At 72.4% G+C, this 24,431-nt stretch carries 29 protein-coding genes; all 29 read right to left on the bottom strand.

From position 1 onward, the window contains the following. Positions 1-40: 40 nt before the first annotated feature. Positions 41-640 carry a hypothetical protein gene (locus ACGFYQ_RS09085; protein ID WP_393741554.1) on the bottom strand — a complete coding sequence of 200 codons (600 nt, stop codon included), beginning with the start codon at positions 638-640 and terminating at the stop codon, positions 41-43. Positions 641-991: 351 nt separating this feature from the next. Further along, positions 992-1,249, bottom strand: a complete 258-nt coding sequence (locus tag ACGFYQ_RS09080) for a hypothetical protein (protein ID WP_393741552.1) — start codon at positions 1,247-1,249, stop codon at positions 992-994. 453 nt (positions 1,250-1,702) lie between these two features. After that, positions 1,703-3,493, bottom strand: a complete 1,791-nt coding sequence (locus ACGFYQ_RS09075; protein WP_393741550.1) for a type IV secretory system conjugative DNA transfer family protein — start codon at positions 3,491-3,493, stop codon at positions 1,703-1,705. A 39-nt stretch (positions 3,494-3,532) separates the two neighbouring features. Next, on the bottom strand, positions 3,533-4,306 hold the full coding sequence (locus tag ACGFYQ_RS09070; RefSeq protein WP_393741548.1) for a DUF317 domain-containing protein: 774 nt from the start codon (positions 4,304-4,306) through the stop codon (positions 3,533-3,535). After that, positions 4,303-5,544 carry an acetyl-CoA carboxylase biotin carboxylase subunit family protein gene (locus ACGFYQ_RS09065; protein ID WP_393741547.1) on the bottom strand — a complete coding sequence of 414 codons (1,242 nt, stop codon included), beginning with the start codon at positions 5,542-5,544 and terminating at the stop codon, positions 4,303-4,305. Before ACGFYQ_RS09065 ends, ACGFYQ_RS09070 begins: the two co-directional genes overlap by 4 nt. 35 nt (positions 5,545-5,579) lie before the next feature. Beyond that, on the bottom strand, positions 5,580-6,122 hold the full coding sequence (locus tag ACGFYQ_RS09060; RefSeq protein ID WP_393741546.1) for a hypothetical protein: 543 nt from the start codon (positions 6,120-6,122) through the stop codon (positions 5,580-5,582). A gap of 71 nt (positions 6,123-6,193) precedes the next feature. Further along, the gene (locus tag ACGFYQ_RS09055; protein WP_393741544.1) at positions 6,194-7,024 is read right to left on the bottom strand and encodes a DUF317 domain-containing protein; all 831 of its coding nucleotides are present in this window, start codon (positions 7,022-7,024) and stop codon (positions 6,194-6,196) included. Continuing rightward, positions 7,015-7,380 carry a hypothetical protein gene (locus ACGFYQ_RS09050; protein ID WP_393741542.1) on the bottom strand — a complete coding sequence of 122 codons (366 nt, stop codon included), beginning with the start codon at positions 7,378-7,380 and terminating at the stop codon, positions 7,015-7,017. The genes ACGFYQ_RS09055 and ACGFYQ_RS09050 overlap by 10 nt, the downstream gene beginning before the upstream one ends. 27 nt (positions 7,381-7,407) lie before the next feature. Beyond that, positions 7,408-8,265, bottom strand: a complete 858-nt coding sequence (locus tag ACGFYQ_RS09045; RefSeq protein ID WP_393741540.1) for a DUF317 domain-containing protein — start codon at positions 8,263-8,265, stop codon at positions 7,408-7,410. Then, positions 8,262-9,050, bottom strand: a complete 789-nt coding sequence (locus tag ACGFYQ_RS09040) for a DUF317 domain-containing protein (protein WP_393741538.1) — start codon at positions 9,048-9,050, stop codon at positions 8,262-8,264. Before ACGFYQ_RS09040 ends, ACGFYQ_RS09045 begins: the two co-directional genes overlap by 4 nt. Further along, entirely contained in the window at positions 9,047-9,430 is a 384-nt protein-coding gene (locus ACGFYQ_RS09035; protein WP_393741536.1) for a hypothetical protein, read from the bottom strand. Before ACGFYQ_RS09035 ends, ACGFYQ_RS09040 begins: the two co-directional genes overlap by 4 nt. Before the next feature lie 38 nt (positions 9,431-9,468). Then, positions 9,469-9,705, bottom strand: a complete 237-nt coding sequence (locus tag ACGFYQ_RS09030) for a hypothetical protein (RefSeq protein WP_393741534.1) — start codon at positions 9,703-9,705, stop codon at positions 9,469-9,471. Beyond that, positions 9,702-10,490, bottom strand: coding sequence for a hypothetical protein (locus tag ACGFYQ_RS09025; RefSeq protein ID WP_393741532.1), 789 nt, complete (start codon positions 10,488-10,490; stop codon positions 9,702-9,704). Before ACGFYQ_RS09025 ends, ACGFYQ_RS09030 begins: the two co-directional genes overlap by 4 nt. A 10-nt stretch (positions 10,491-10,500) precedes the next feature. Further along, positions 10,501-11,154, bottom strand: coding sequence for a hypothetical protein (locus ACGFYQ_RS09020; protein ID WP_393741530.1), 654 nt, complete (start codon positions 11,152-11,154; stop codon positions 10,501-10,503). Next, on the bottom strand, positions 11,151-12,017 hold the full coding sequence (locus tag ACGFYQ_RS09015) for a relaxase/mobilization nuclease (protein WP_393741528.1): 867 nt from the start codon (positions 12,015-12,017) through the stop codon (positions 11,151-11,153). The genes ACGFYQ_RS09020 and ACGFYQ_RS09015 overlap by 4 nt, the downstream gene beginning before the upstream one ends. Positions 12,018-12,118: 101 nt before the next feature. Further along, positions 12,119-12,535 carry a hypothetical protein gene (locus ACGFYQ_RS09010; RefSeq protein ID WP_393741526.1) on the bottom strand — a complete coding sequence of 139 codons (417 nt, stop codon included), beginning with the start codon at positions 12,533-12,535 and terminating at the stop codon, positions 12,119-12,121. A 105-nt stretch (positions 12,536-12,640) separates the two neighbouring features. Then, on the bottom strand, positions 12,641-13,138 hold the full coding sequence (locus tag ACGFYQ_RS09005; RefSeq protein ID WP_393741524.1) for a hypothetical protein: 498 nt from the start codon (positions 13,136-13,138) through the stop codon (positions 12,641-12,643). Positions 13,139-13,240: 102 nt separating this feature from the next. Beyond that, entirely contained in the window at positions 13,241-13,669 is a 429-nt protein-coding gene (locus ACGFYQ_RS09000) for a hypothetical protein (protein WP_393741522.1), read from the bottom strand. A 24-nt stretch (positions 13,670-13,693) separates the two neighbouring features. Further along, positions 13,694-14,833, bottom strand: a complete 1,140-nt coding sequence (locus tag ACGFYQ_RS08995) for a hypothetical protein (RefSeq protein ID WP_393741521.1) — start codon at positions 14,831-14,833, stop codon at positions 13,694-13,696. Between the two features lie 2 nt (positions 14,834-14,835). Next, entirely contained in the window at positions 14,836-15,600 is a 765-nt protein-coding gene (locus ACGFYQ_RS08990) for a glycosyltransferase family 2 protein (protein ID WP_393741519.1), read from the bottom strand. Between the two features lie 11 nt (positions 15,601-15,611). Continuing rightward, on the bottom strand, positions 15,612-16,001 hold the full coding sequence (locus tag ACGFYQ_RS08985; protein WP_393741517.1) for a hypothetical protein: 390 nt from the start codon (positions 15,999-16,001) through the stop codon (positions 15,612-15,614). Positions 16,002-16,213: 212 nt separating this feature from the next. After that, positions 16,214-16,996: a hypothetical protein gene (locus tag ACGFYQ_RS08980; RefSeq protein ID WP_393741515.1), complete on the bottom strand. Its 783-nt coding sequence runs from the start codon at positions 16,994-16,996 to the stop codon at positions 16,214-16,216. Positions 16,997-17,027: 31 nt separating this feature from the next. Beyond that, positions 17,028-18,518 (bottom strand): ATP-binding protein, encoded by a 1,491-nt coding sequence (locus tag ACGFYQ_RS08975; RefSeq protein WP_393741513.1) that lies wholly within the window; start codon positions 18,516-18,518, stop codon positions 17,028-17,030. A gap of 31 nt (positions 18,519-18,549) precedes the next feature. Beyond that, positions 18,550-19,011 (bottom strand): DUF6238 family protein, encoded by a 462-nt coding sequence (locus tag ACGFYQ_RS08970; RefSeq protein ID WP_393741511.1) that lies wholly within the window; start codon positions 19,009-19,011, stop codon positions 18,550-18,552. 44 nt (positions 19,012-19,055) lie between these two features. Then, positions 19,056-20,516, bottom strand: a complete 1,461-nt coding sequence (locus ACGFYQ_RS08965) for an SCO6880 family protein (protein ID WP_393741509.1) — start codon at positions 20,514-20,516, stop codon at positions 19,056-19,058. Positions 20,517-20,597: 81 nt separating this feature from the next. Then, positions 20,598-21,917, bottom strand: a complete 1,320-nt coding sequence (locus tag ACGFYQ_RS08960; RefSeq protein ID WP_393741507.1) for an ATP-binding protein — start codon at positions 21,915-21,917, stop codon at positions 20,598-20,600. A 29-nt stretch (positions 21,918-21,946) separates the two neighbouring features. Beyond that, positions 21,947-22,627 (bottom strand): hypothetical protein, encoded by a 681-nt coding sequence (locus ACGFYQ_RS08955; protein WP_393741505.1) that lies wholly within the window; start codon positions 22,625-22,627, stop codon positions 21,947-21,949. Then, positions 22,627-22,974: a DUF6112 family protein gene (locus ACGFYQ_RS08950; protein WP_393741503.1), complete on the bottom strand. Its 348-nt coding sequence runs from the start codon at positions 22,972-22,974 to the stop codon at positions 22,627-22,629. Before ACGFYQ_RS08950 ends, ACGFYQ_RS08955 begins: the two co-directional genes overlap by 1 nt. A gap of 124 nt (positions 22,975-23,098) precedes the next feature. Next, on the bottom strand, positions 23,099-24,211 hold the full coding sequence (locus ACGFYQ_RS08945; protein WP_393741501.1) for a C40 family peptidase: 1,113 nt from the start codon (positions 24,209-24,211) through the stop codon (positions 23,099-23,101). Between the last annotated feature and the right edge of the window lie 220 nt (positions 24,212-24,431).

The raw sequence follows: 24,431 nt of genomic DNA, 5'->3' as shown, positions 1-24,431 counted from the left end.
GGCGTTGTTCATGGGCGGGGTGGGCAGGCGATCGTCCCGGTCAGCGGCTTCGTGCCGGGCCCGTCGTGGTGGTCGCCGGGGGCATGGCGGGAGCGGCTGCGGACGCGGGGGCGGCAGGTGGAAGAGCGAGGAGGGCGGCGACGGCGGTCGCCCCGCCGGCGGTGAGACGCATGCGGTCTTGGGCCGGGCCACCGCGGAAAGCAGGCGGAGCGGTGGCGGGCGCGCGCACGATGAGGCCCTTGGCTTCGAGGGAGCGAAGGGTGCCGATCCGGACGCTGCCGTCTCGGCTGTGGACGTACTCCCTGCCCTGGCTCCGGGCCATTACGACGTGGCCACGGGCGACTGCGTGGAGGGCGCTGAGTTCGACGGTGGCCAGGCCGTCGGCCGCCGTTGTCACGGAGGGCCGGCGCCGGTGTGTCTCCCGGGCGATGCCGGTGGCGGACTCGACGGCCGCTTCCGGAGCAAGTGCGGTCAGCTCCTGCGCCAGCTGAATCTGTTCGCCGGCGCCGTCGGGCAGGCCAGTGAGTTCTGGGTTCGTGAGAGCCGCGGCGGTGACCGCGGCCTGTGCTTCGGCCAGATGGCGGGCAGCTTCACCGCTGAGGTAGGCGACCTGCTTGATCCGGACAGTGGCATCGATCAAGTCGGCGCTCGCATAGAGCTGCTGGTCGCGGATGCCCTGGACGGCCGAGACGGCTGTGCGTGCCAGCTGGGTCGCCGAGGGCGGGACCAGGAGCAGCCGTTGGCCGGAACAGGCTGAGGGCGTCGTTGTGACGGGTGACGTCGCCGGCGAGGGCAAGCAGGCGCTCCACGGGAGTCGGCGGTTCGGGCACGTCGAACAGAAGGTCGTCGGTCATGGGAAGGAGGGCTTTCGGGTGCGGGCAGTGCGACAGGGGCGGGGAGGCTCTGCGGCGTGCCGGGGCTTCGGGAGCAGCTCGGATCCGGTCGAGGCTGCGGCACCTGGGGCGTCACGGTCCGGGACGAGGCGCGTGGTTCAGAGCCGGGACCGGCCCGGTACGGCGGCAGCCGGGGCAGGGACGGGGAGGGCCGGCAACGGTGCTGGGGGTGCGCCCGCCGGCTCGAAGGCCCGGGCCAGTTGGTGCAGTTCGCTGGACAGGTGCTGGGTGAGCGCCTGACTGTTGACGAGCCGGGCAGCCACCGTCTCCGGCAGCTGCTGCCAGCGGGCCTGGTGGCGGGCCCGCTCGATGAGTGCGGCAGCGGCCTCCAGCTGGGTGGCGACCTGGTCGAGCACGAGGTTCTGGTCGTCGTCGTACCCGGTGGCCTGGAGCAGCTCGTCCAGCGCGCCAGGAAGCGGCGGGCGTTCGAGCGGAGTCCGTACAGCTGCGCGTGGAGGGAGTTGGCGAGGCCGAGCACGGATCCGCCGGAGGAGCGGTTTCCGCGGGCTTCCGCTCCGCGCAGCAGGCCGAAGCTGACGGTCACGACGTGGGGCGGGGGCGGCGGGTTCGTGGAGATGCGGGCGGCGAGGGCGCGAGCGATGTCGGCCGGGGTGGGTGTGCCGGTCTGCTCGTTCGGGGACGTGGGATCTCCTGAAGGGGTGGGGAGCAAGCGAGCGCGAGACTCGGCCGTAGGCGGCCGAGAGCATCAGCGGCTGCGCTGAGGGCTGGGCTGGGAGGGCAGAACGGAGAGGGCGTGCGCGATTTGCGGGCCGAGGGCCGAGCCGTGCATGGGTGGTGCGCAGGTGCCGTCAGGCGGCCTTCTTGAAGTCGGCCTGTGTGGTCCCGGCCTTCGCGATGGCCCGGGCGGTGACGGCATCGGAGGCGGCCTTGGATGCGGCGGACAGCTCGCTGGCGCCCGGTTCGAGGTACCAGGGGCGCAGGTCGAGCATGGCGGCGCGCAGGCCGGTCGCGAAGAGGAGGGCGGTGCCCTTGGGCAGGGCACGAATCCGGTCCGCGGGCAGGATCCGCTCCTGCCGCATGCTGATCGAGGTGGACTTGCCCGACTCGGAGATGGAGGTGGACTTGGTCTCCACGTCGTGGTCGCCGATCAGCCGGGAGAGCTTGTCCGCGAAATCCGGGTCGTCGATGCCGGATCCGATGACCTTGATGGTGGCCGCGGACCACATGGCGTCCATGCCCGCGTCGCCCCACACCTTCTGGCCCTGCCGGTAGGACTGCAAGATCGTTATCGGGATGATTCCGCGAGAGCCCAGGTGCGAGTACAGGTCCGGGAGGTCGCTGATCTTGCACACGTTGGCGGCCTCGTCGAGGATCGCGAGCATGGGCGGGTCGAGACGTCCGCCGGTGCGTTCGGCTCGGGCGGTCGCGGCCCGCATCACCGAGTCGGCGCACGCTGCGATGAGCGCGGAGGCTCCGCCGCCACCGTCCTTGGAGAGCAGGAACAACGTGTCGGTGGAGGCCACGAACTCGGCTGGGCGGAACTCCGGTACGTCCTTCTGCGGGGTCACCCAGGCGGCGATGTCGGCGCTGAGCAGGGCGGACGCGTACTGTCTCGCGGTCTCGTAGATGCCGTCTCGGGTTTCCGGCGGCCCCTCGACCGTGCCCTTCAACTGGGCTGCGACGGAGGTGAATCCGTGGTCGCGCAGGATGTCGAGCGGTCGCCGGTCTGCGGGGAAGGCCAGCCACTGCATCACGTCCGTGATCGGGCGGTTGTCGAGGGCCGCGGCCAGGAATAGCTGGCTCAGGATGTTACTGCCGGCCTTGGACCAGAAGTCGCCCTGCTGGGAGGCGTCCACGGACGCGGCGAGGAAGTGGCCGGCGAGCCGGTTCGCGCCCTCCAGGGACTTGGCGTCCGCAAGGGGGTTCCACCACATGGTGCGGGGTGCGTGGGCGATCTGCTGGGGGTCCATCGACCACACGCATCCCACCTTGCTGCGGGCGTCGAAGCAGGTCGTATAGGCGTCACCGGCTGCCTTGTTACTGGTCAGGAGTACGGCGCCGGGCGCGGCCAGGATGGAGGGGATCGCCAGCGAGGTGGTCTTCCCGGAGCGCGGTGCCATGATCGCCACCGCGACGTCCTCGTACCCCATCCGGATCTCGGTCCGGGTGCCCTGAAGGTTGCCAAGGAGGATTCCGGTGTCCGAGGCCGCGATGCGGTCGGCGTCCTTCAGGCTGGGGCGCAGGCTGCGGGCCTTGGCGGTGATCGCGTTGGCCAGGAGCGGCTCGATGTCCTTGGCCTTGGCGGTGCCCTGGACCCGGCGTTTGTTCTTCCCGCCGAAGGTGCCCTTGTGGCGGCTCCACCACACGCCGCCGACTGCCGCGAGGGCGATCAGGGCGAGTACGGGAAGGACTCGGGCACCGAGGAGCAGGGACGTTTCTCCAAGGCCGGGCCAGAGCTGGTCGGGGCGTATGAGGGCGTCGGCGGGCCGGTAGCCGGCCCAGGGGTGCCCGGTGATCAGGGCGGTGAGGTTCCCGCCGAGCCAGGCAAGATGGGAGAGGGGGATGGCGACGGCGAAGACTCCGAGGAGGACCTTGAAGGCTATGTCGTAGCCGTCGGAGGAGGAGCTGGACTGGGACAAGGGCGCGCTGTTCCGTGGAGGGGGCGGGGGACGAGGGGGTCAGCGGGTGCGGCGGGGCAGCGACCCGCTGGGCGGCTGCGGCGGCAGCGGCGTACCGGTGCGGTGGGCAGCGAGGCGATCGACCCGGTCCCACAGGGCGTACTCGGCCTGATGGGCGGGAACACGTTCGCGGTCGATGCGGACGCTGTAGCGCAGGAAGGGGACCATCGCCTTCTCGTCACGCAGCAACGGCTCGGTCGAGACCATGCCCGCGAGGACGGCGGCGGCCAGGTGGGGCGGGGTGTGGTCGGAGAAGTACGCCCGCCAGGCCGGACGGGCGGTCGGCTCGGAGGCCCAGGGGCCGTCGTGGGCCGTGACCTCGATGTGCAGCGCGCCGAGCGGGTGCCGGGAGACAGTGACGAAACCGTCGGGTGAGGTGATCTGGTGGTCCACTACGGAGCGCTTCCATCCGGTCTGCTCTAGCACCTGCATCGGCTCGGCCGTGCTGTCGGCCGGGCCGGTGGTGAGGGCGTCGGTGGCCGCGGCGACGATCTCGGCCGGGGTCCGGGCGCCGAAGCGCATGGTCCACGCCTTTTCGGTGCTGCTCCCGGTGTAGTGCAGGGTCCACCAGTGGTCGTCCGGGTCCGGTGACAGCAGCAGTTCGGCCTGGCGGTCGCGGCGAGTGAGCCGTACGACCGGGCTGAGGGGGACGCGGGATGGCTGCCAGTGGAAGGCCTTCTGCAGCGGGGCGGTCACCCACCGCGGATCCCCGCCGCCGGCCAGGTAGCGGGGAGCGACCTGGGCCAGCACCGGCGGCTTCTTGTCCCCGCTCACCGCTGTGCGCTGTCCGTTACGGAGAGGGCGATGTGGTTCGCCGTGACCGTACGGCGGGCGACGGCGAGTTCGAGGGTGTCGGCGTGGGTGGCGAACAGGCCCACCCGTGCGGAGTCGAGGTCGCCCTCGGGCGGCAGGAGGACCTCGTCGCCTTCCTCGAACAGCCAAGCCGGGCCGTGCACCCACCCGGCGGTCTCGGCGAAGCCGTTGGCGATGGCCCGCTGGGCCAGGGTTCCGGATGCGGGAGCGTAGAGGACCTTGATGGCGACAGCCTGCTGCCGGGCGGGGGTGAGGTCGGGCTCCCAGCCGACGGCGAGGTCGGCGGCGATCCGCGGGAGCGACAGGCCGGTGGCCTGCCAGACCGCCCAGCCGATCCAGTCACCGCCGATCCGGCCGTTGACCTCGATCACGCGCGGCCCGGTGGAGGTCAGCCGCAGCTCCACGTGCTGGATGCCGTTCACGGTCCCGGTGGCATTCACGGCCGCCGCGGCGATGGGCGCGACGGTGGCCAGCAGCGGGTCGTCGGCGGTGAGGGTGTGGCCGGTCTCCTCGAACAGCGGCTCTGCCCCGAGCTCCTTGCGGGTCACCGCCACCGCGGTGGTCACGCCCTGGAACGTGACGCACTCGACGCTGACCTCCTCGCCGGACAGGTACTCCTCAACCAGGACGACCGTGTTGTCCCCGCCGTGGAGCTGGACACCGCGGGTGGCGAAGGCGTAAGCGTCGGCGAGGTCTTCTTGGGTCTCGGCTTTGATGACGCCGATGCTGCCGCCGACCGAGGCGGGCTTGACGACGACCGGATAACCGATGGTGCTCGCCGCGGCCAGGGCGTCGTCCAGGGAGGTGGCGGTCAGGGACTGGGCGGACGGTACGCCGTGGCGGGCGAACGCGGCGCGGCTAGCGGCCTTGTCCCGGCAAGTCCGCACCGACTCCACGCTGGTGGTGGCCAGCCCGAGGTGCTCGGCCAGCCGGGCCACCGCTGTCAGGTGGGCCTCGGCCCAGGTCACCACGCCCGCGATCGGCCTGCGGGCGGCGAGCGCCTCGCCGGCGGCGAGGAGAGCGGCCTCGTCGTCGAAGTCGCCAACGATCTCGCGGTCGACGACGTGGGGCTGTTCCCAGGTGAGGGGGCCGGTGGTGATGGCGGCGATGTCGTAGGCGTCGGCCACCTGGCGCAGGCAGTAACCGCGGTAGATGTCGTCACCCGGGGCGACGACCAGGACGAGCGGGCGGTGGGACAAGCGAACTCCAAGGGGGAAGGGAATGGAGGGTTGGTTCAGCGGCGGGTCGTGTGACCGGCGGTGGCCGACGGATCAGGCGGCGGCGGGGTGGCGGCGATCCGGGGGCCGACGGCGGCACGCACGGTGGCGGTGTGAATCTCCAGGACGGCGCGGCCGTGGACCATCCAGGTGTCCAGGGCATGCCACGCCTCGGCGTTGCGGAAGTCGGCTGCAGCCTGCAGGGCGTCCTTGTTCGCCTGCGGCTGGGCCGTACGGAACTCCTGGTACCCCTCGTGGGCGGCCTCGATCCAGTTGAGGGCGCCGCGGAGCTGGGCCAGCTGCCACATCCAGCGCGTCTGGACCGAGGGGATGGCGATCCGGTCGAGGTCGGCTTCGGCAGCCTCGAGCAGGACGTCGGCTTCCTCGCGGACCGGATCGAGCGCAGCCCAGACCGCCTGGTCGCGCTCGGCTTTCCGGTCGTCGTAGGCGTCAGGGTCGTACGGCCAGCCATCGAGGTCGGTGTGCTCGTCGGAGTAGAGGTCCCAGGCATCGAGGGCCGCGTCTGCCGCGCGCAGGAAGGCGGCAAGGCGGCTGATCATTTCCTGATGTCCGGGGACAGTGGCGCTGCCGGAGCGGGCGAAGTGGGGCACGGGCGGGTCTCTTCGAGGGTTCAGGGGCGGGATGCGCGGGAGGATGCCGGGCTGGCCGGGGCGGCGGCCGGGGCCGGCAGGCGGGTGGTGAGGCGGGTGCGGCGCTGGGTGCGGGCCCGGGCCCGGGCGGTGTCGATGCGGGAGAAGTGGGCTTCGACCGCCTGTTGCGGGGTGAGCGGGCTGTTCTCCTGCCGGGCGGCGTAGTGGTCGAGGTCGTGCATGCCGCGCAGGACGGGGGCGGTGGAGACGAGCTGCTCGGCCAGGCCGGTCATGAGGTGGTCCGGGACCGGGCCGCTGATCCAGATCTGCCAGATCGGGGGGCCGCTGTGCTCGGGCTTGGCCTCGATGCGCCACGCGAGGTGGTCGGGCGAGTCGTTGAAGATGGGGCGCAGTTCGGCCCGGATCGGCAGCCTCGGGTCGGGCGAGAGGGCTTCGCCGGTTCCGTCGGGGCGGAGGTCTACGCTCCAGCCCGCCTTCTGCATGTGTCCCCACGGCCCGGTGTCGCCTCGGCGAGGGCCGACGAAGAGCCGGTCGGTGAATCCGGCGATGATCTCCGTCGGCACCATCCGGTCGAAGGAGGCGTTCCACGTCCAGTCGACGGAGTGGATCCGCCACCAGGAGCCGGAGGCGAACGGGTCGATCACCATCTGGTGCCGGGCCTCGTCGGGACCGGTCAGGGCGATCCGTGGATCGCCGGGGGCAGAGGTGAGGGTCCATCCGGCGGCGAGCAGGGCGTGGGTGACGTGACGGGGGTCACCGGGCCCCGCGAGGTGGCGGGGCGTCGTCTCGAAGGGGATCTTCGTGTGGTGGTCGTTGGCGTAGGAGGCCCGCTGGGCGGGGCTTACTGCCACGGGGCCGTCTCGGCGGGGCTCGTACGGACGGGCGCGGTGCGCAGGGGTTCGAGGGTGAGGTCGAGCAGGCGCAGGTCCTGCGGGACGGATGCGGCCTCGATGTATTCGCCCAGGGTCGCCTCGACGGTGTCGGTGCGGGGGACCGTGGTCTCCTGGGCGAGGTAGCGGGCGATGCCCCGAAGGGCTTCACCGAGCCGGACTGCGGTGCCGGTGTCCGCGTCGACGAGTGCCGCGATCAAGGAGAGGGCCTCGGTCACGTGCGGGCCGGTCCGCAGGTAGGCGGTAAGGAGGTGCAGGGTGTGCGCGGAGGCACGGATGTCCTCGGCGGTCAGCCGGGTCGTGTGTCCGTCAGTCATCAAAAGCTCCAGGGAAATGAGGCCAGTTCAGCGGCGCTGGGGTGTCGGGCCGTGGCCGGGAGGGGGGTACGCCGGAGTGGGCGGCTGGGGCCGGGCGGCCGGGGTCAGGCGTCGGCCCAGGGCAGCGCGCAGGTCGTCGAGGGTGCGCGACGTCGCCGTGTGGGTGCTGAACTTCCCGTAGACGTACAGGGTCTGGTCCCCCGTGCGGTAGAGAGGGGCGGGGTCCGTCAGGGCGGAGAGGAATCCGGCGACGGCCCCGGGCGGAGCGCTGTCGTCGATGGACGCACTCCACACCGACTGATGCTCACTGCCGTCCGGGCGGGGAGCGCTGACGTGCACCCTCCACGCCCAGGCTGGTGGACCGGTGGTGACGATGCGGTCCTTGAGCACGCAGGCGGTCGGCGGGGTTCCGTCGAATTCGGGCGGAGCAAGCAGTCCTGCGATCCGGTCGTCGGTAACTTCCGTCCACCCGTTGGCACGGGCCTGCTCCCACGCGTCTTCGACGGAGAGGTGCGGGCTGTCGGGGCGGGCGAGGGCGTCGGCGGCACCCGCGATGATTTCCACCGGGGTCCAGGCTCCGAAGGCCATCTGCCAGTGCCTGATCCCTTCGGCGGGAAGGAAGCGCCAGGCGGTCTCGTGGCTGTCCGGGTGGGGCAGTTCGAGTGTGAGGTGGAACCGCTGGTCGGGTGAGGAGAGCAGGACGTGGGGGTATCCGGGTACGGACTGGTCCCTCCACCCGTGGGCCATCAGGTGGCCGGTGACCCACCTGGGGTCGCCGCCGCCCGCGAGGTGGCGGGGGGTGACCGCGATGACGGCGCGATCTGCGGCGAACGACGGGCCCAGGGCGCGGGAGAGGAACGGCGAGAAGGGAGCCGGGCGGTTCATCGGGTCCTTGCGTAGCCGGACGTCTTGGCGCCGGTGCGGGCGCGGGAGGAGACCCAGTTGCGGCTCCAGGCCGCGGCGCGGGCGGCGGAGAGGCGGGCCTGCTGCCAGGCGCCGAGCTGGTCGGGCAGGACGGACACGGAGGTGACGCGGATCCGGTTACTGAGCGGGACGTGCCCGAGCGGGCGCATCACCGGCTCCGGGTCGGCCAGAGCCGTGGTCAGAGACTGCACCAGGTGCAGCGGCGTGCTCGCGGTGGCCTGCGCGTTCCAGACGGGCCCGTGCTCGTTGCGGGCGCCGACCCACCAGTGGTTCTGGCTGCCGTCACCACCGGGTTGGACGTACTGCACGACGGCGTGCCGGTCGGGGCTCTGGGCGACGAAGTAGTCGTCCTGCTGCATGCTCCATGACTTCTCGGTGAGCGGCGCCCACACGTTCGGGGCGTGCGCGGAGCGCGGTTTGGTCAGAGCGTCGGTCAGGCCCGCCACGATCTCCACCGGGGTCTGCGGGGTCAGGGTGACCTGCCAGGCCGGCTGATGCCCGTGCGCGGCCCCGTGGACCTGCCAGCCGCCCGGCGGCTGGTAGGCGACGCGCACCATCTGGTCGGGCGAGTCGAAGGCGAGCATCGTGCCGGAACTGCGGGCGATGTCCTTCCAGCCCGACGCACGCAGGAACTCGCCGACGTGGCGCAGGTCCCCACCGCCGGCCAGGTAGCGGGGCTCGACCAGGTAGTGCTGCTGCGCCTGCTGGGCCTGGCCCCAGCCGGTCCACTGCTGTCCCTTGCTCAACGGTGCCTCCCCCGCGCCACCAGGGCGGTGGCCTGCGTGGCGGCCGGGGAGGACGTGGCCAGGGAGCGGCGCGCGGCGATCTCCTCGAACACTTCCTGGTGTTCGTCCAGGTCGAGGGCGAGGTCGTGCAGGGTGTTGGCGGTGCGCCCGAGCGCCAGCCACATCTCCGCGGGGAACGTGCCGGTTTGGGCGTGGTGCTTGGTGACGTAGGTGCCGGTGACGACCAGGGATGTCAGCCTGCCGAGGATGCCGTTCTCGGAGTCCAGGACCTGCTGGAGGATCTGTGCGGCCTGCTGGGGCCCGGCCTGGGACAGTTGCGCGGAGAGCAGGTCGAGCTGGCGGGTGACGCTGTCGGTAAGCGTGGTGGCGGGTGGGGTCATGGGCGGTCCAGGGGGCTGTGCCGTACCCCCGACGGTGGTCAGCGGGTGTGGCGGTGGGAGGGGGCGGGCGCTGTGGTGTCGCGCGGAGGCGGTGCGAGCCGGGGCCGGTCGGGGCCTGCGGCCTTGACGACGGCGGCGCGCAGATAGCGGCGCAGCAGGAAACGGGCGAGTCGCGGGCGGCTGGCGGCGTTGAGCGGTGGGACGCGAGGCCGGTGGCCGGTGTTGTCGGCGGTTGGCTGGGCGTGGGTGGGGCGGTGCCGGGGCGTAGAGGTCACCGGGCGCGGGCGGCGGTCCGGGCACCGGGCGGCGGAGTAGGCAGTGTCGCCTCCGCGGCAGGGCGGGCGGCGGCGCGCAGGACGGTGGCGATGCCGAGGCGGGCGAGGCGGGCGCCGGCCGCCTGGACGGCGTGGGCCTGGGCGCGGGTGTCGTCCCCGGAGAGCACATAGGCGCCTGCCGTGGTATTCCATGCGAACCCTTCGGACACCAGGGCTTCGGCTGCGGGCCGGGCGGTGGTGACGGCCGCGAGGGAACCGTCCTCGAGCCAGGTCATCACCACCTGCTGCGACTGAGCACCAGGGGCGGGGAGGGGCTGCGGGGGGTTCATCGCGTTGTGCCGGACCTGGGCGAGCGCGATGTCGTAGCGGGGCAGCAGGTCGGCGGTGATGGCGCGGGCGGCGCGCTCGGGATCGGCAGGCACGGCGATCCCGTCGGGTTCGCGGACCCCGGCGAACGCCTCCGGGGCGGCGCCGGACGGAGCCATGGCGGCCACGAGGAACTCCTCCTCATGCCGGGGATGAAGGGTGACGTACAGGCGGGTGCCGTCGTCGCGGATGAGGTGGGCGTCTGCGCCCAGGGCGTACTCGGCGAGGGCGGCGGCCACGTCGTTGAGGTCCCAGACCTCTTCGGCATGAAGGAACTGATCCTCGTGCCGCTGGTGTTGGTGGTGGTACACGGTCCAGTTCCCGGGGAGTTCCTCGGAGAGGATGGTGGCGAACGACTCAACGTCGCGGCTGTCGTCGTCGGGCAGGGTGCGGGGGGCGGGCATGGGCTCCTCGAACATGGGGCGGGGGTCATCGGGTCCGTCCGGAGGCGGTAGGCGCGGGTGCGGCCAGCGGGACGGCGGCGGGCAGTGACGTGCCCGGCCGGGCTGGGGCCGTGGTGCGGTCGGCGAGTTCTGCGCGGGTGTGCAGCAGGTCGGCGGTGATGGGACCGAGGTGGTGCTCGGCCAAGTAGCGCATGCGGGCTGCAATGTGCAGGTCCGCAGGTCCGCCGAGGCCGTCGTAGACGGCGGCCAGGGAGTGGAGGAGCTGGTCCAGAGAGGCGAGGATGCCGTCGTGCGCGGCGGTCACCTCCTCCAGCCGGTCGGACACTTCGGCCGGGCTGGCCGCGTCGCGAATGGCGGCGGCGAGGTTGGCAATCGATCGGCCGTCCGTCACATAGCGGTCCTGTGTCGACTCCGTCGCGCATTCGGCGTCGGCCTCGACCCGGTATCCCGCGGCCTGGAGCCGGGCGACGGCGAGCTGCGCCACCGCGGCCTGATCCGCCGGCAGAACGGTCGGCGACATCCGATGCCAGGTCGCGCCGTGAACCTCACGAAGGAAGAAGGTGCGTTCCAGGATGCCGTGGGCCAGCCCGTCACCGCCGCGGGCGATAACCCGGCCGGTGTCGATGTCCCGGGCGACCGTGACGGGCGCTGTCTTGTGTGGGGTGGCCGGCTCGTTCACCGGGCTGCCGCCCGCGATGCGGCTGGAGCCTGCACCGGCCGGGCCGAAGGGACGGCGGCCGGAGGCGCGGGGGGCTGGAGTCGGGAGGCGATCTCGCCCAGCTGCTCCTGGAGCCCGTACAGGCGGCGCGCTGCCCAGAACAAGTCCCTTGCGGCGGCGTCGGTTTGGTCGCCGGGCAGCGCGGCGGCCTGTCGGCCGACCTCTTCCACGAGCTGGCGCACTGCGGCGATCGGGCCGGACTGCTCGGCGGCGAGCTGCCGCAGGATTCCCGCGAGCGGGCCGGTCGCGGTCGGCACCCGCGGGGAGACGGCGTGCTCCGGGCCGGGCGCCGGGTCCTGGCGTGCGGAGTTCTGCCGGTGGCTGGAGTGCAGGAGGAGGTCGGCCTCGATATTCCGTGCCTCGGCGACCAGGGTCTGCAGGAGGCGTCGGGGCTGGGCACTCCAGGTGCCGTCGAGGCGGATGAGGTTGGCGATCACGTCCAGGCGGCCGGGCTGGGCCTGGACGGCGATCCACTGGCATGCCTGGTCGTCGCCGGGTGGCGCGATGCTGGCGACGCGGGCGATCCGGTGGCCGATCTCGGACCACTCGGCGTGGTTCAGCTCCCGGCCCAGCGGATGCATGTGCGCGGTGACGTGGAGGATTGCGCGCCGGTCGCCGTCGGGGCCGGAGGCGAGCGGGTGCTCCAGCGACGGGTCGGCGAGATGGTCGGCCCACGTCGCCGAGCTCCAGGTCTCGTCCTCGTCGGTGTAGTGGTCCAGCCGGTTCGAGTGGGCCACCACCGTGCCACCGGGCTCGGTGGTCAGGCCCTCGGCCGTGCTGATCTCCCGTCCGAGCGCCACGGCGAGGGCTTCATCGGCGGTCACGTCACGGGAGTGGATGGCAATGATCATGGTCTCGCTCGGGGGGTTGCAATTCGAGGGGATGGCAGAAGGCCGGCGCGTTTGGGGCGGCGGTATGGCCGTGGTCAGCGCCCCGGGCGGGCGTCGGCGACGTGGACGAGCTGGTTGAGGGCGGTCAGGGAGTACCAGCTGCAGTCCACGACCTCCTCGGTGTCCCCGAGGCGCTTGGCCAGGTACTCCCGCAGGGCCTTCTGGTGCATCAGGCACTCCGGGCACCGCTTGGACAGGTGCACCAGGTAGCGGGGGTGGGCCGTGACGTAGGAGCGGTCGCCGCCGTTGGGGTCGAGCAGCCGCCACCCGTTCTCGTCGGTAGGGGTGTGCCAGGAGGGGGCCACGACCTTCATCGCGTCGCCCCACAGCTCTCCGCCGGCGGCGCCCTTGAGGATCACGACGTGCTCGCCGGGACGGAAGTGCTGGTGGGTGATGTCCCGCTCCGGGGTGAGCGGGTCGGGCGGCAGGTAGACGGGGCGGGTCTCGGGCACGGAGGGTCCTCCACGAAGGCGCTGGGCGGCGGTGGAAGACAAAGGGTCCGGAGAATCCCCGGTTTCCGAAACCGGGACTTCGCCGCTATGTTGCGCGCCGCGCGCCTACCGGAACGGGTTCTCCGTGGGCCGGTCGCGGTCGTCGGCGGCCTCCAGCAGCTCGGGCAGATCGGTCCCCTCGGCCTCGCGCTGGTCGACCCACCACCCGGCTCTCGTCAGCAGCCGGACCTGCTCCTCCAACTGGGCCCAGTCGGCTTCGTCCCAGGTCCCTTCGGTAACCAGGGCGGCGTATGCGCGGGTCACCAGCTGGTGACGGGTGCGCTCACCCCAACCCAGGATCTTCTCGGGGCCCTCCAGGGGCGGCATGTCGAACTGGGTTGCCCAGTCCGCAGCGGAGGCCTGTTCGTCTGCGCGCTTGGCGGCAAGCCACTCCGCCGTGCTGGCGGCATCCGCCTGGTGGTCGGCCCGCCAGCAGTCGGTGCACTGCCGGGCGGCGAGCCAGCGGGCGTATCCGGCGCGCTGGTCCGCCGAACGACTCGACAAATCAACGGTGTTGCTGTGTCCACAGCTGTGGACGATCTCGAAAGATGTGGGGATGGCCATGAAGAACTCCTTGCAATGGGGAAAGGGAGATCGGAAGAGGGCGCCGGCAGCGACTGGCTGGGACCTGTCCTCGCTGATGAGGATGGGGGGTGTCGGTCATGGTCACCGTGTCCGTGCGACGGACGAGGAACGGGTGACGGCGGCGGGCATGGCCGGGGCGGTGACCTGGGGGCCGGCGCCCGCGCGGTGCTGCGGTGACCGGGCGGAGGCCGCTTGGGCAATGCGAGCGCGCCGTTCGGCCAGGCAGTTGGCCTGGGCCGGGCGGGGAGGCGCTGCGGTGACGGTCGGGTCGAGGGAGAGGTCCGCGTGCACGGTGAAGCCATGGCGGCGGAGATCGTGGACGGTCTGCCGGGCCCGGCGCCGCAGGTCCTGGTCGGGATGGGCGAGTCGGTACAGCTCCGGTCGGCCGGGGACGGGCTCGAACTGCTCGTGCTGGAGGTACCAGTCGGCGAGGTGGGGTGTGATGGCCGCGGTAGCGCGGGCGACCACCCCGTGCTCCGGGTGCAGCCCGAAGTGGAAGTGCGGTTGCATGGGTGTCCTGGTGGTCGGGGAAGGTCATCGGCTGCGGGGCGCCCGCCCGAGGGCGGCGGGCGAGGCGGCTTTGCCGACGGCGGGAATCGCTGGCCGGGCCATGGGCACAGGGCCGACGGGGCGGGTGGCGCGGGCTTGCCGCAGCAGCGCCGGTGCGTCGGTCCGCCATCGGCGGAGGGCCTCGGCCGCGCCGGGAGGCAGGGCGGCACGCGAGGATGCCGGCGCCGGCCATGTGGAGGAATCCGCGCCCGGGTGAAGCAGCTGGTGGAGCCGATCCAGCGAGGCGGCGTCCTCGGCACCTGCCACGGGGCTTATACGGGTGAGGAGTTCAGCGGCGTGGGGGTGCAGGCGGCGCCACTCCGCAGAGCTCTCTTCGAGGTACTGCTGCTCGGTGTGTCCGAGCGTGGCCGGGTCCAGGAGCGTGCCGTCGCTGTAGCGGCCGGACTGCTGGATCGCCGTCCATGTCGCATGGAGTTCCTCGAGCCTGCCGTGCGCCACCTCGACAGCGGCCAGCAGCCGTTCGTGGACGGCCAGCTCGTACGCGGGCAGGAACCTGACGGCGACCAGGCTGGCCGCATGGGCCGCGTCGGGCGGCAGCACGACCGAGGTGGGGGCGTGCGGGTCGGCGTAGTTGTCGTCGAAGGTGCCGCTGGCGAAGGCGCCGAGCAGGTATTCGTGGGCGCTGCCAGGCCGTTCGACCAGCAGGAGTTCGGCGCCTGCACCGCTGGTGAGCTGGGCGGCGTACGGGATGCGGACGTGCTCCACGCAGTCGACGAGTTCGCCCGCGTCCCACAGGAGGGGGACGAGGTCTTCCTGCCACAGCGGGTGTGCGTAGACCTCGACCTTCACCGTCCATGTCCCGGGCAGGGCATCGGCCAGCGCGGTGGCGTAGTCGCCGAGGTAGGTGCGGGGGCCGCCGAAGAGGTGGACGCGGTGCCGGCGTGCGGTATCTGCGAGGGCGCGCAGGATGGGTGCGGCGGTGTCCACGTCGCGCAGGGCGTACGTGCCGTCGGGGCGCCGCTCGAATCCGGGCGTGAGCTGGAGAGCGGTGTTGGCCCACCGGTACTGCTCGCCCAAGGGGACGGCGACCAGGCCGTCGGCCGGGCTGACGGCGAGGATGATCTGTGCCAGGCCCCTGGAACGGGGCGTCGTATGGTCGTCCATGCTCACGTCCGGCTGGTGAAGACGGTGCGCAGGCCGTGTCCGAATGCGTGGGCGTGGCGGCGGGCGACCAGCTCCAGCTCCTCGTACTGCTCGCCGCGGGTCATCTGACCGTCGTGCTTGCGGTACCGGTAGACGGGCAGCGGGAGCAGCACGCCGGGGGCCAGCGCGGTGACTCCGACGGCCGCCATGTAGTCCTCGCCCTGGACGAGGCCGCCCATGCCGCCCGCCGCGCGGACCAGGCGGGTGCGGGCCAGGATGGTCGTCGGCCCGACGGGGATGGTGTCCTGTGGCCGGGGCCAGTACGTCACCACGTCGCCGGCGGCGTGGTAGCCGGGCGGGGCCGGGCATTCCCACAGGCGTCGGGATCCGTCCGGCAGCCAGTCCTCGCTGTATCCGGCGACCCACCCGAGCTCGTCGGTGAACGTCTCCAGGCGTACGCCCAGGCTCCAATCGGGGAAGACGTCATCGTCGTCGGCCCAGTTCACGAACTCGGTGCGCACCTGGGTCAGGCCGAGGTTGCGGGCGCAGGCAGCACCGACCGGGCGGGGCAGGACGAGGGTCCGGATCCGTGGGTCGGCGGTGATCGGGGCAGGCACGAGGGCGGGGTCGGCGCCGTCGAGGACGAGGACTGCCTCCCAGGGCACGGCCTGCCGGGTGAGGCTGGCGTGCATCTCCTGCAGGTAGGGCAGGCGTTCGGGGCGGAGCTGGGTGGCGATGACGACGGTGATCTGCGGGACGGACAGGGACTTCTCCGGAGTGCGGTCCATGGGCGGGGCGTTCAGCGGGTGATCCGCGGTCGGGCGGGTGTGGGTGCCGGGGCGTCCGGCTTGGTGACCTTCAGCGGGGTGGCGGGGGCCTGGATGGGCGCGGGCCGGTTCGAGTCCCACAGCGAGGGGGTGCCGGAGATCCGGGAGAGGGGGTCGGTGTCCCAGGGCACGATGGGGCCGGCGTCGTACCAGGTCAGGGCGATTACTTCGATGCCGTAGTCATGCAGGACGTAGCCCCATTCCAGGCCCATGGCATCAGCGTTGGCGTCGGTGACCGGGATCGGCTTCGCGGGGGTGCCGTCAACGTTGAAGACGTTGTCGAAGGGTGCGCTCGGGCCGAGGTCGCCGTGGCGGTCGAGCCTCTCCTGGACGTTGCCGGGGGCCCCGTCCAGGAGGTCCATGCCGAGCTGCTTCCAGTCGTGGGGGCCATCGATGAGGTGCCGGCGCAGGGCATCGAGGTCACCGCCGAAGCGGTAGCGGGCGGCGCCGAGAAGGAGGGGGAGCTGATGATCGGGGTAGCCGTCGTAATGGCAGTAAATGCCCTCGTAGCCGGTACCGGTGGGGCGGGCGATGAAGCTGCGGGTGCTGATGGAGGCTTCCTTCTTTCAGGTGGTCAGCGGGCGCGGGCGGCTGGGGCTGCGGGCAGTGCGGGTACAGGCCGGGCCACGGCCGGTGGGCGCGGCGGGAGCGGGGCGGTGGGCATGGCGTGACGCAGGTTCACGCCGATCCCGGCTGCGGCGAGTCGGAGTGCGACGGCCTGGATGCGTACGGCGCGGCCGGCCTCGCCGTAGGAGGCGGGGAGGAGGAAAGCGGCCTGGTGGGGCACGTACTGGAAGCCATGGACGTAGAGCGCTTCCCGGGCTTCCTCAGGGACGTCCTTGTACGGCGCTCCGAGCGCCCCGTCCTCGTACCAGGTCAGGGTGACGGTCTGGTCGACTTGCGGTGGGGCTTTGCGGTGCGGGGGTTCGGGCCGGTCGACGAGGCTGCGGTGCACCGCGTCGCGGGCAGCCCCGTAGCGGGGCAGCAGCCGTCGGGCGATGCGGGCGGCGGCCCGGACGGGATTGTTGGGGACCACGATCCCGTTCGGCTCGTCGACGCCTACGAAGTGGTGCGGCTCGGCGTCGGGGCTGAGCGGGGCGACGACGAACTGGCCGGGCCGCAAAGGCCGGTCGGTGACGTACAGGTGCTGGCCGTCCGGGCCGTGGAGTACGGCCTCGTGGCCCAGGACGTACTGGTGGACGATGTACTCGACGTGACCGCAGTCCCAGAGGCGGTCGATGGTGCGGAACTGGTCCGGGTAGGTGGGGTGCTGGCGGTAGTTGCTCGTCCACTGCCCGGGGAGACGGGCGGCGAGCGCGGACGCGAACAGGGACAGGTCGGCGCGTGCTGAGGGCATGGGTTCCCGGGTTGGTTGAACGTTTCTGCGGTCAGTGCATGCGGGCGTCCGTGTCGAAGAGCTGCAGCTCAGCGGGGTGCAGCTGGTGCTGAACCACGAAGCTCCGGCCTGCGACCTTCCACAGGCCGCGGCCACGGCTGAGGTGGGACAGCGCGGCGGTTTCGACGCTGGTCAGTCCGAGGAGTCCGGCGGCGGCGTGCAGCTGGTCGGTCTCCTGGCGGTAGATCACGCGGGTGCTGCAGTCGGCGAGCAACCCCTCGGCCAGAGCCCGGCTTTGGCTGCCGGCGTCGCCTGCGGTCAGCAGGTCTGACAGCCGGTGGATGACCATGGCGTTGGCAATGCCCAGGCCGCGGGAGAGCTTCCACTGGGCCTGCATGCGCATCAGGAGGGCCGGATGCCTCATCAATCTCCATGCCTCGTCGTAGATCACCCACCGTCGGCCGCCGTACGGGTCGGTGAGCGCGGCTTCCATCCACGCCGAGGCACACGTCATGGCCAGGACCAGGGCGGTGTCGTCGCTGCCGCCGAGGCGGGAGAGGTCGATGGACAGCATCGGGCTGTACGGGTTGAAGGCGCTGGTGGAGGGCGCGTCGAACATCCCAGCGAGGTCCCCGAAGACCAGGCGGCGCATAGCGTGGGCGAGGTCGCGGGCGGCCTCCCCGAGCCGCCCTGCCAGCAGACCGCCGGCGAGGTCGAGGCCGGGCCCGTCGGCCAGAGCATGGGCGATGTCGCCGAGCAGCGGGGGCCGGCCACTGGCCGCTGCCCGGGCGGAGGCGGTGTCGAGCGCGACGTCGAGGACGGTGTGCTCCATGGGGAGCAGGTCCCGGCCCAGGACGGTACGGGCCAGGGAGCCGAGAAGCAGCAGACGGCGTTTGCGGACCTCACCTTCCCACTCCGCCTCCGGCACGGAGGCCGGCCGCGGCGCCGCGTCCAGCGGATTCAACCTGCCGGGCAGCCCTGGCCCCAGCGCGATGGACGTGCCGCCCAGGGCGGAGGCCACCGCGCTCCATTCACCCTTCGGGTCGCACGGGACATACACCCTGTACCCGAACGCCACGGACCGCAGGGCCAGGCTCTTGGCCAGGGCGCTCTTGCCCTGCCCGATCACCCCCGCGAGCAGCAGGTTGGGGTTGGTGAAACCCTCGACTTTTCCGTACAAGGAGAACGGATCGAAAGTGAACGACCCCTCGGCATGCAGGTCGCGGCCGATGTAGATGCCGTCGGCGCCGAGCCCGCCTTCGGCGAGGAAGGGATAGGCGGCGCTGGCCACGGCGGTGGTCATGCGGTGGGCGGGAAGTTTGAGGCGGCTGCCGCGGGCGGAGGCGGGACCGGGGCGTCCGCCGGGCGGGTAGAGGGCGTCGGGGTAGGCGGCCTCGGTGGGGTGCTGCTGCGCGTCGGTGCCGGCGGCGGTGCGGGCGCGGGCCTCGGCGCGGGCCGTCTGCTTGCGGATGGCCCGGCGCTGGGCGCGGTCGATGTTGTGCGGGGTGAACAGGGGGGTCGCGCTGGCGCGGCGGTGGGACAACGGTGCTCGCTCGTTTCCGGGGCGGGGGTGTTCAGGACGCCGGGGTGGCGAGGTCGGCGGCCGTGGTCTTGCGCCGTACGGCGTGGGAGGCGGCCAGGTGGCGCTGGCAGATGGTCAGCACGGGCGGGCCTTCCGGGAGCCGCTCGGGGTGGCAGTCGCTGCCGCCGGGGGCCGGAGCGGGCAGCAGGTGGAACGCCGCGTGGACGGCCTCGGCTGCCTGCCAGAGGCGGGCGTGGGCGGTGGCCAGGTGCCGCCCGGAGGCCGGGCGCTCGGGCCGGGTGCGTTCAGCGATCTCGTCCAGCAGGCGGTGCAGGGCGGTGAGGTGGGCGTGCAGGCTGTCGAGGTGAGGCCGGTCGGCGGGCCGGGCGCTCTCGTCGGCGGAGCTCTGCGCGGTGAGGGTGCGGGCGTGGTGGCGCAGGCCGGCGGTGGCCGCCCGCAGATACGGGTGGGCGTTGCTCGTGGGGAGGGCGTCGCTGCGGTCGTCAGGTGACAAGGGCTTCTCGCGGGGGATGGACGCCAAGATGGCGGGCGGGCGGGTTAGAGGGTGTTGCGGGCCAGGGGGAGAGCGCCGGCGGTGAAGGCGTCCGTCTGCTGGTAGATCAAGCGCCGCAGGTCGACCTGGGCGCCGGCGGCAGCCGTTTCGATCTGCGCGCACGCGGCGTCCAGGTGGGCGTCGGTGTCGGCGGAGACGGTGAGCAGCCCCGTCAGCGCGACGTCCGCGTGCCCGGAGATCAGCTGCTTCTCGCGGGTCTTGACGTCCGCGTACTCGACGTTGTCCGCCTCGGACTCCACCTGGCCGCGGCGGCGGCGCTCGGAGGCGTCCGCGATGATCGCGGCCTTGCGGCGCTGGACATCGCGCAGGGCGGAGTCGATCCCCTGCGGGGCGTAGATGAGGGAGAAGGTGCGCCGCACGCCGGTGCTGAACATGATGTTGTGCAGGAATCCGGCGTGGGTTTCGGTCCGGGGCCAGTTCTCGACCCAGTAGGTGGTGTGCCGGGCGGAGTCGGTGATCACCCGGTCGGTTTCCTCGACCTGGGCGACGGGACCGGCGGCGGCCGGGTCGGCCTCGGCGCGGCCGGTGGAGGACCACTGCTGGAGGCGGGCGGTGGAGGCGGGGTCGTAGGCGGTGCGCAGCACGGCTGCGATCTCCCGCGGGCCCAGCCATCCGGTGACCGTGAGACCGGCGGTGCGGGCGGCCTGGGCGACGGACGCGGTGGTCTGCGCCATGACCGTGAAGGCACCGTCGAGCCCGCCGCCTGCCTGGCTGACCAGGCGCTTGGCGGCCTTGAGGTCCAGGGCGATGGAGAGGTACGCCTCGTGCGGGGCGGCGGCGGGCCCGGCGGATTCGACGAGCGCGGAGTAGATCTGTCCGGCGACGGGGGCTTGGGGGTTGCCGTGCTCGGCCCAGTGCCGGGCAAGGCTGTCGCCGGAGTCCGGGACGGTGCGCTCCAGGACCTGGACGGTGGCGACGTGCCCGGTCCGGGCGATGCCCGCGAGCGCCCGGCCCCATGCGGCGACGTTGCTGTTCTGGGTGGCGGGGTCGAGCAGGGCGAAGGCGCGGGAGCTGACTTTGGCGACGGCGGTCAGGGTCTGCCGGTGGGGGTCGTGGACGGCGGCGGCGCCGGAGGCGGAGGTGGCCACCCGAAGCGACGCGGTCGTTCCGGGCAGGTGGAGGAGCCCTTCGACTCGGGGCCGGGAGACCGGCCGGGCCCGCCACACCGTCTGCCCGCTCCGGCGGCGCTGGGCGTATCGGGCGACGAGCGGCGCCCAGTCGATCAGGGACTGGCCCTCCCGTCGTACCCCGACCAGGAATGCGGTGGTGATCCACAGGGGGGCCAGGACGACGGCGCCCATCAGGCCGGAGGTCACCACGGTGGCCAGGAGGAGCGCGAGGGCCGAGGAGACGAGAGCGAGCTGGGGGAGGCTGAGGCCCAGCAGGATGCCGCGCCGGGACCGGTGGGGGAACTTGACGGTGAGAGGGAGGACTTCGGAAGACAAGGTTCGGGTCCCGGTCGGGTCGGGCCGGGGCAGGGCGCGCGGTGAAGAGGGCAGGCCCTGCCCCGGGCGGGGCTGGTGGGGTTACAGGCCGGTCGGCGAGGTGGACTGGGTGCTGTCACCGGAGGAGGCTCCGTGGGCCGGGGGCATCGGATCGGAGGGAGCGCTGCTGCTCCACTCGCCCTGCTGGCCGCCCCCGCCGCCCCAGCTCGGCGGACCGCTGTCCTGGCCGCCGCCCTGCCCCGTGCTGCTCTGGTTCTGCGGGGTGCCGGACTGCTCCATGAGGTCACGGAAGCCGCCGCCGGAGCTGTCGCCGCCGGAGTCGCCCTTGTCCATGCTCATTCCGCCGGTGGGATTGGCGGCGATGTCGCCGGGGAAGCCTCCGCCGCCTGCGGCCTGGGTGCCGCCCGCGGCCCCGGCGCCGGCCGCCGCGCCGCCGGTGCCCGCAGTGGCTGCTGCGGAAGCGGCCTTGCGCCCGGCGTTCTCCGCGTGCTGGCGGGCCATCTGGGCACCCGCACCGCCGGCTCGGTGAATCGACTCGCCGTCCGTGCCTTCGCTCGCCCAGTGGGCGAACTTGAACACCATGTATGGGCAGAGCAGCACCAGGAGCATGATCACCATGCCTGCGGCCATGTCGGCGAGTGCGGCGACGCCGTCCTTGGCTTCGGTCTTGCTCATGGCCGCGAGGCCGAGCACGAAGATGATCGTCATCAGGAGCTTCGACACCACGAGCGTTGCGGTGGCTTCGATCCAGCCGCGCCGCCAGCGGCGGGCGACCTCCCAGCCGCCGCCGGCTCCCGCGAACACCGCGAGGGTCACCAAGATCAGGATGCCGACCTTGCGGACCATCATCACGCCCCAGAAGAGGAACATCCCGATCGCGCTCGCGCAGGCGGCGACGACGGCGACGAGCCACCCCATGCCCGCGATGGCACCGATCTGGGAGATCTTGACGACGCGCCGCACGGCCGTGGACATGTCCGTCCCCGATGCCTTGAACAGCCCGTCGGACAGCGCGTCGACGACTTCGAGGGCCACCGTGGTGAAGGCGATGGCGCAGAACGCGAACAGCACGCCGGAGGCTGTGCCGGTGACGGCCTGTGTCAGGGCCTGGCCGTCGCGTTTGATGGCCGCGCGTACGAGTTGGGCGCAGAAGGTCGCGACCAGCAGGAGCAGGCCGATGGGCAGGATGGTCTCGTAGTTGTCGCGGAACCAGGCGGCACCGAGGTCGATCTCGGTGGTCCGGTTGATGGCCTTCGCGGCGAGGTCGGCCGCTGCGGCGGCGAGGTCGCCGGCCGACTTGGCCATCCAGTCCCCGATGGCGCCGACGGGGTCGGAGGCGAAGTCGATCACTTTGCCGACGTCGCAGAGGTGGCCGGCGACGGGCAGGTCACAGAAGCCCACGCGGGCGTCCTTTCGGGGAGGGGGAACGGCTACGGGGCGACGCGGGGGGCTACGGCGACCAGGCGGCAGTCCTTGCCGGGGCGGCACTGGACGGCGAGGGTGATCTGGCGGTCCTCGGCGCCGCCTCCGCCGCCGGTCCAGGCGAGCTGCGTCTTGCCGCGGACGGTGACGGCGTAGATGTACGCCTCGGTGATCGCCTGCGGGTTTTCTGCCAGGGCCTGCTTGAACGCCGAGGGGAAGTGCGCCTCGGAGGTGGTGGCGCTGGCGTGCTGGGCGTTGTCCTTCAGCCGAGACCACAGGAGGGGGTCGGGAATCTGGGCCTGGACGGAGTCCCAGTCCGCGTACGCGGTTTCGCCGGTCATCCAGGTGTGCATGCCGGCGAGCTGGTCGTCACGGCTGGTGGTGCGGGCGTCGAAGGTCCACAGCATCACCGCGCTGGCCCGGGCGAAGGCCAGCGGGTCGGCGATCGGCGGCGGACCGGCGACCTTGGACCCTCCCGGAGGCGCTTTCGGCACGGGGGCGGAGGTGTTTGCCGGTGATGCGGAGGACCCGGTGTGCGGGGCGGACGCGTCGGTGCTCTGGCCGCGGCCTGTCCACCAGGCGACGGCGCCGGCCAGCACGAGCAGCGCGGCCAGGATGCCGGCGGCGAGCATCACTCGCCGTGGCGGCTGCCAGCCGAGGCCCAGAGCGTCGAGGGAACGTTTCCTCATCAGTGGACCTGCTGGCCGAGGGCACTGAAGAACGCGACGATGCCGTTGGCCGCGCCCAGACCGAGGGCGGCGCCGGCGCTCACGACCGCGCCTTTCTTCCCGTTGGCTTCGGCCTGGTGGCCGCCGGAGTGGTGGCCCCAGGCCCACACGCCGAGGCTGACGGCGAGCGCGCCGACCACCGCGACGATGCCGAAGAGGTTGATCGAGTTGACGACAGTGCGCAGGACTTCGAGGCCGGGCAGGCCGCCGCCCTTGGGGGAGACGCCCGGATCGTAGGCAAGCAGGGTGAGGTGTTCGGACAGGGGTGGGGTGAGGTTGGCGGGGGAGATGGGGTGCGCTCCTTGCATGCGCAGGACACGACGGGCCCTGCCGGGGAACAGGAAGAGAAGGGGGGAGGGGGAGGGGGCGCTCTGCGGCGCGAAGGTGGTCCGGTCCGCCCGGTGCCTCAAGGGCCGGCCGGGCGGACCGGTGTCACGGGAGACGGCGCGCGCTGTGGGCTGCGAAATCCGCGAGGGTGGCGAAGCGGACCGGCTTTCCGGTGCGCGGGGCCTCGATGACGTAGCCGTGGCCGGCGTAGAGGCCGACGTGCTCGGGGACAGCGGGCGTGCCGCGGCTGAACACCAGGTCGCCGGGGCGAAGCTGGCTCAGCGGGACGGCATTGCCTTCCTTGACCTGGGTGTACGTGGTCCGGGTCAGGGTGATCCCGGCCTTCTTGTACGCCTGCTGGGTCAGGGAGCTGCAGTCGCACCGGCCCATGGGGTCCGGGCCGTGGGGCGCGAGGCAGGAGCCGCCCCACCGGTAGAGGGTGCCGAGCTGGTTTATGGCCCACGTGATGGCCGTCTTGGCGCGGGGATCGGCGTCGGCGGGGATCGAGTACCCCTTGGGGACGGCCCCTTCGGGGATCGGTCGGGAGCCGCTGCCGTCTTCGCCCGGGGCGCACGGGTCTGTTGCCGGGAGGCCCGGGGTCTGGCCGTTGGCGGGGTGCCGGGCACCCTTCAGCGTCGGGGCGATGGCCTGCTGCAGTGCGCGGGCGAGGGGCTCCCACTGGGCGTACGCGTCGGGAAAGCCGCTCAGCTGGACGGCCTGCGCGGCCTGCGTGATCGTCATCTGCTGCCAGCCGGGGACCTTCAGCAGGCCCTGGTAGTACTTCGTGCTGGCGTAGACGGGGTCGCGGACCTGGGCGGGAGAGCCCCACCCCTGGCTGGGCCGCTGCTGGAACAGGCCCAGCGAGTCGCGGTCGCCGTAGCCGAGGTTGCGCAGCCGGGATTCCTGGATGGCGGTGGCCAGGGCCACGACCTGGCCGCGCTCGGGTACTTCGAGCGTGATGCCGGTGGCGACGATGGTGCGGGCGTGGGGTATCTGCTCGTCCGGCAGGTCAAGGCCATCGACGTGGACGTTCTGGGCGCCGGATCCACCGAGAACCGAGGCGACTTGGCGACGCACGGCGTCGGTGTCGACCGACTTGGTGAAGCAGGAGGTGCCCTGGCCCGAGGAGTCGCTCGCGGCTGCGGCGAGCACAGCGGTGCCGGCCAGCAGGAAGGGGGAGAGGCAGAGCGCGCCGATCGCGGCGGCGATGCCTTTCACTCCCGGGCGGCCTCCGGTCGGCGGGCCGCAGGGATGTCACGTCGGGATGGGGAGGAACGGGTCACGGTGAGGTCCTCGGGGGCGGGCCCCGGCCGCACGGTGTGAAAGGGGGAAGGGCCGTGCGGCCGGAGCGGTGGAGGCGGGCGAAGGGCCCCGGCCGGGGTGCGTGTTGCCTCACGCACCCGGCGGGACGAGGGGAGTTACGGGCGGAACATGGGCG

Source organism: Streptomyces sp. NPDC048258, from assembly GCF_043201995.1.
In the GTDB taxonomy this organism is placed as follows: Bacteria; Actinomycetota; Actinomycetes; order Streptomycetales; family Streptomycetaceae; genus Streptomyces.
The sequence above is the reverse complement of the archived record's forward strand: the minus strand, read 5'-3'. Positions and strand labels throughout refer to the sequence as shown.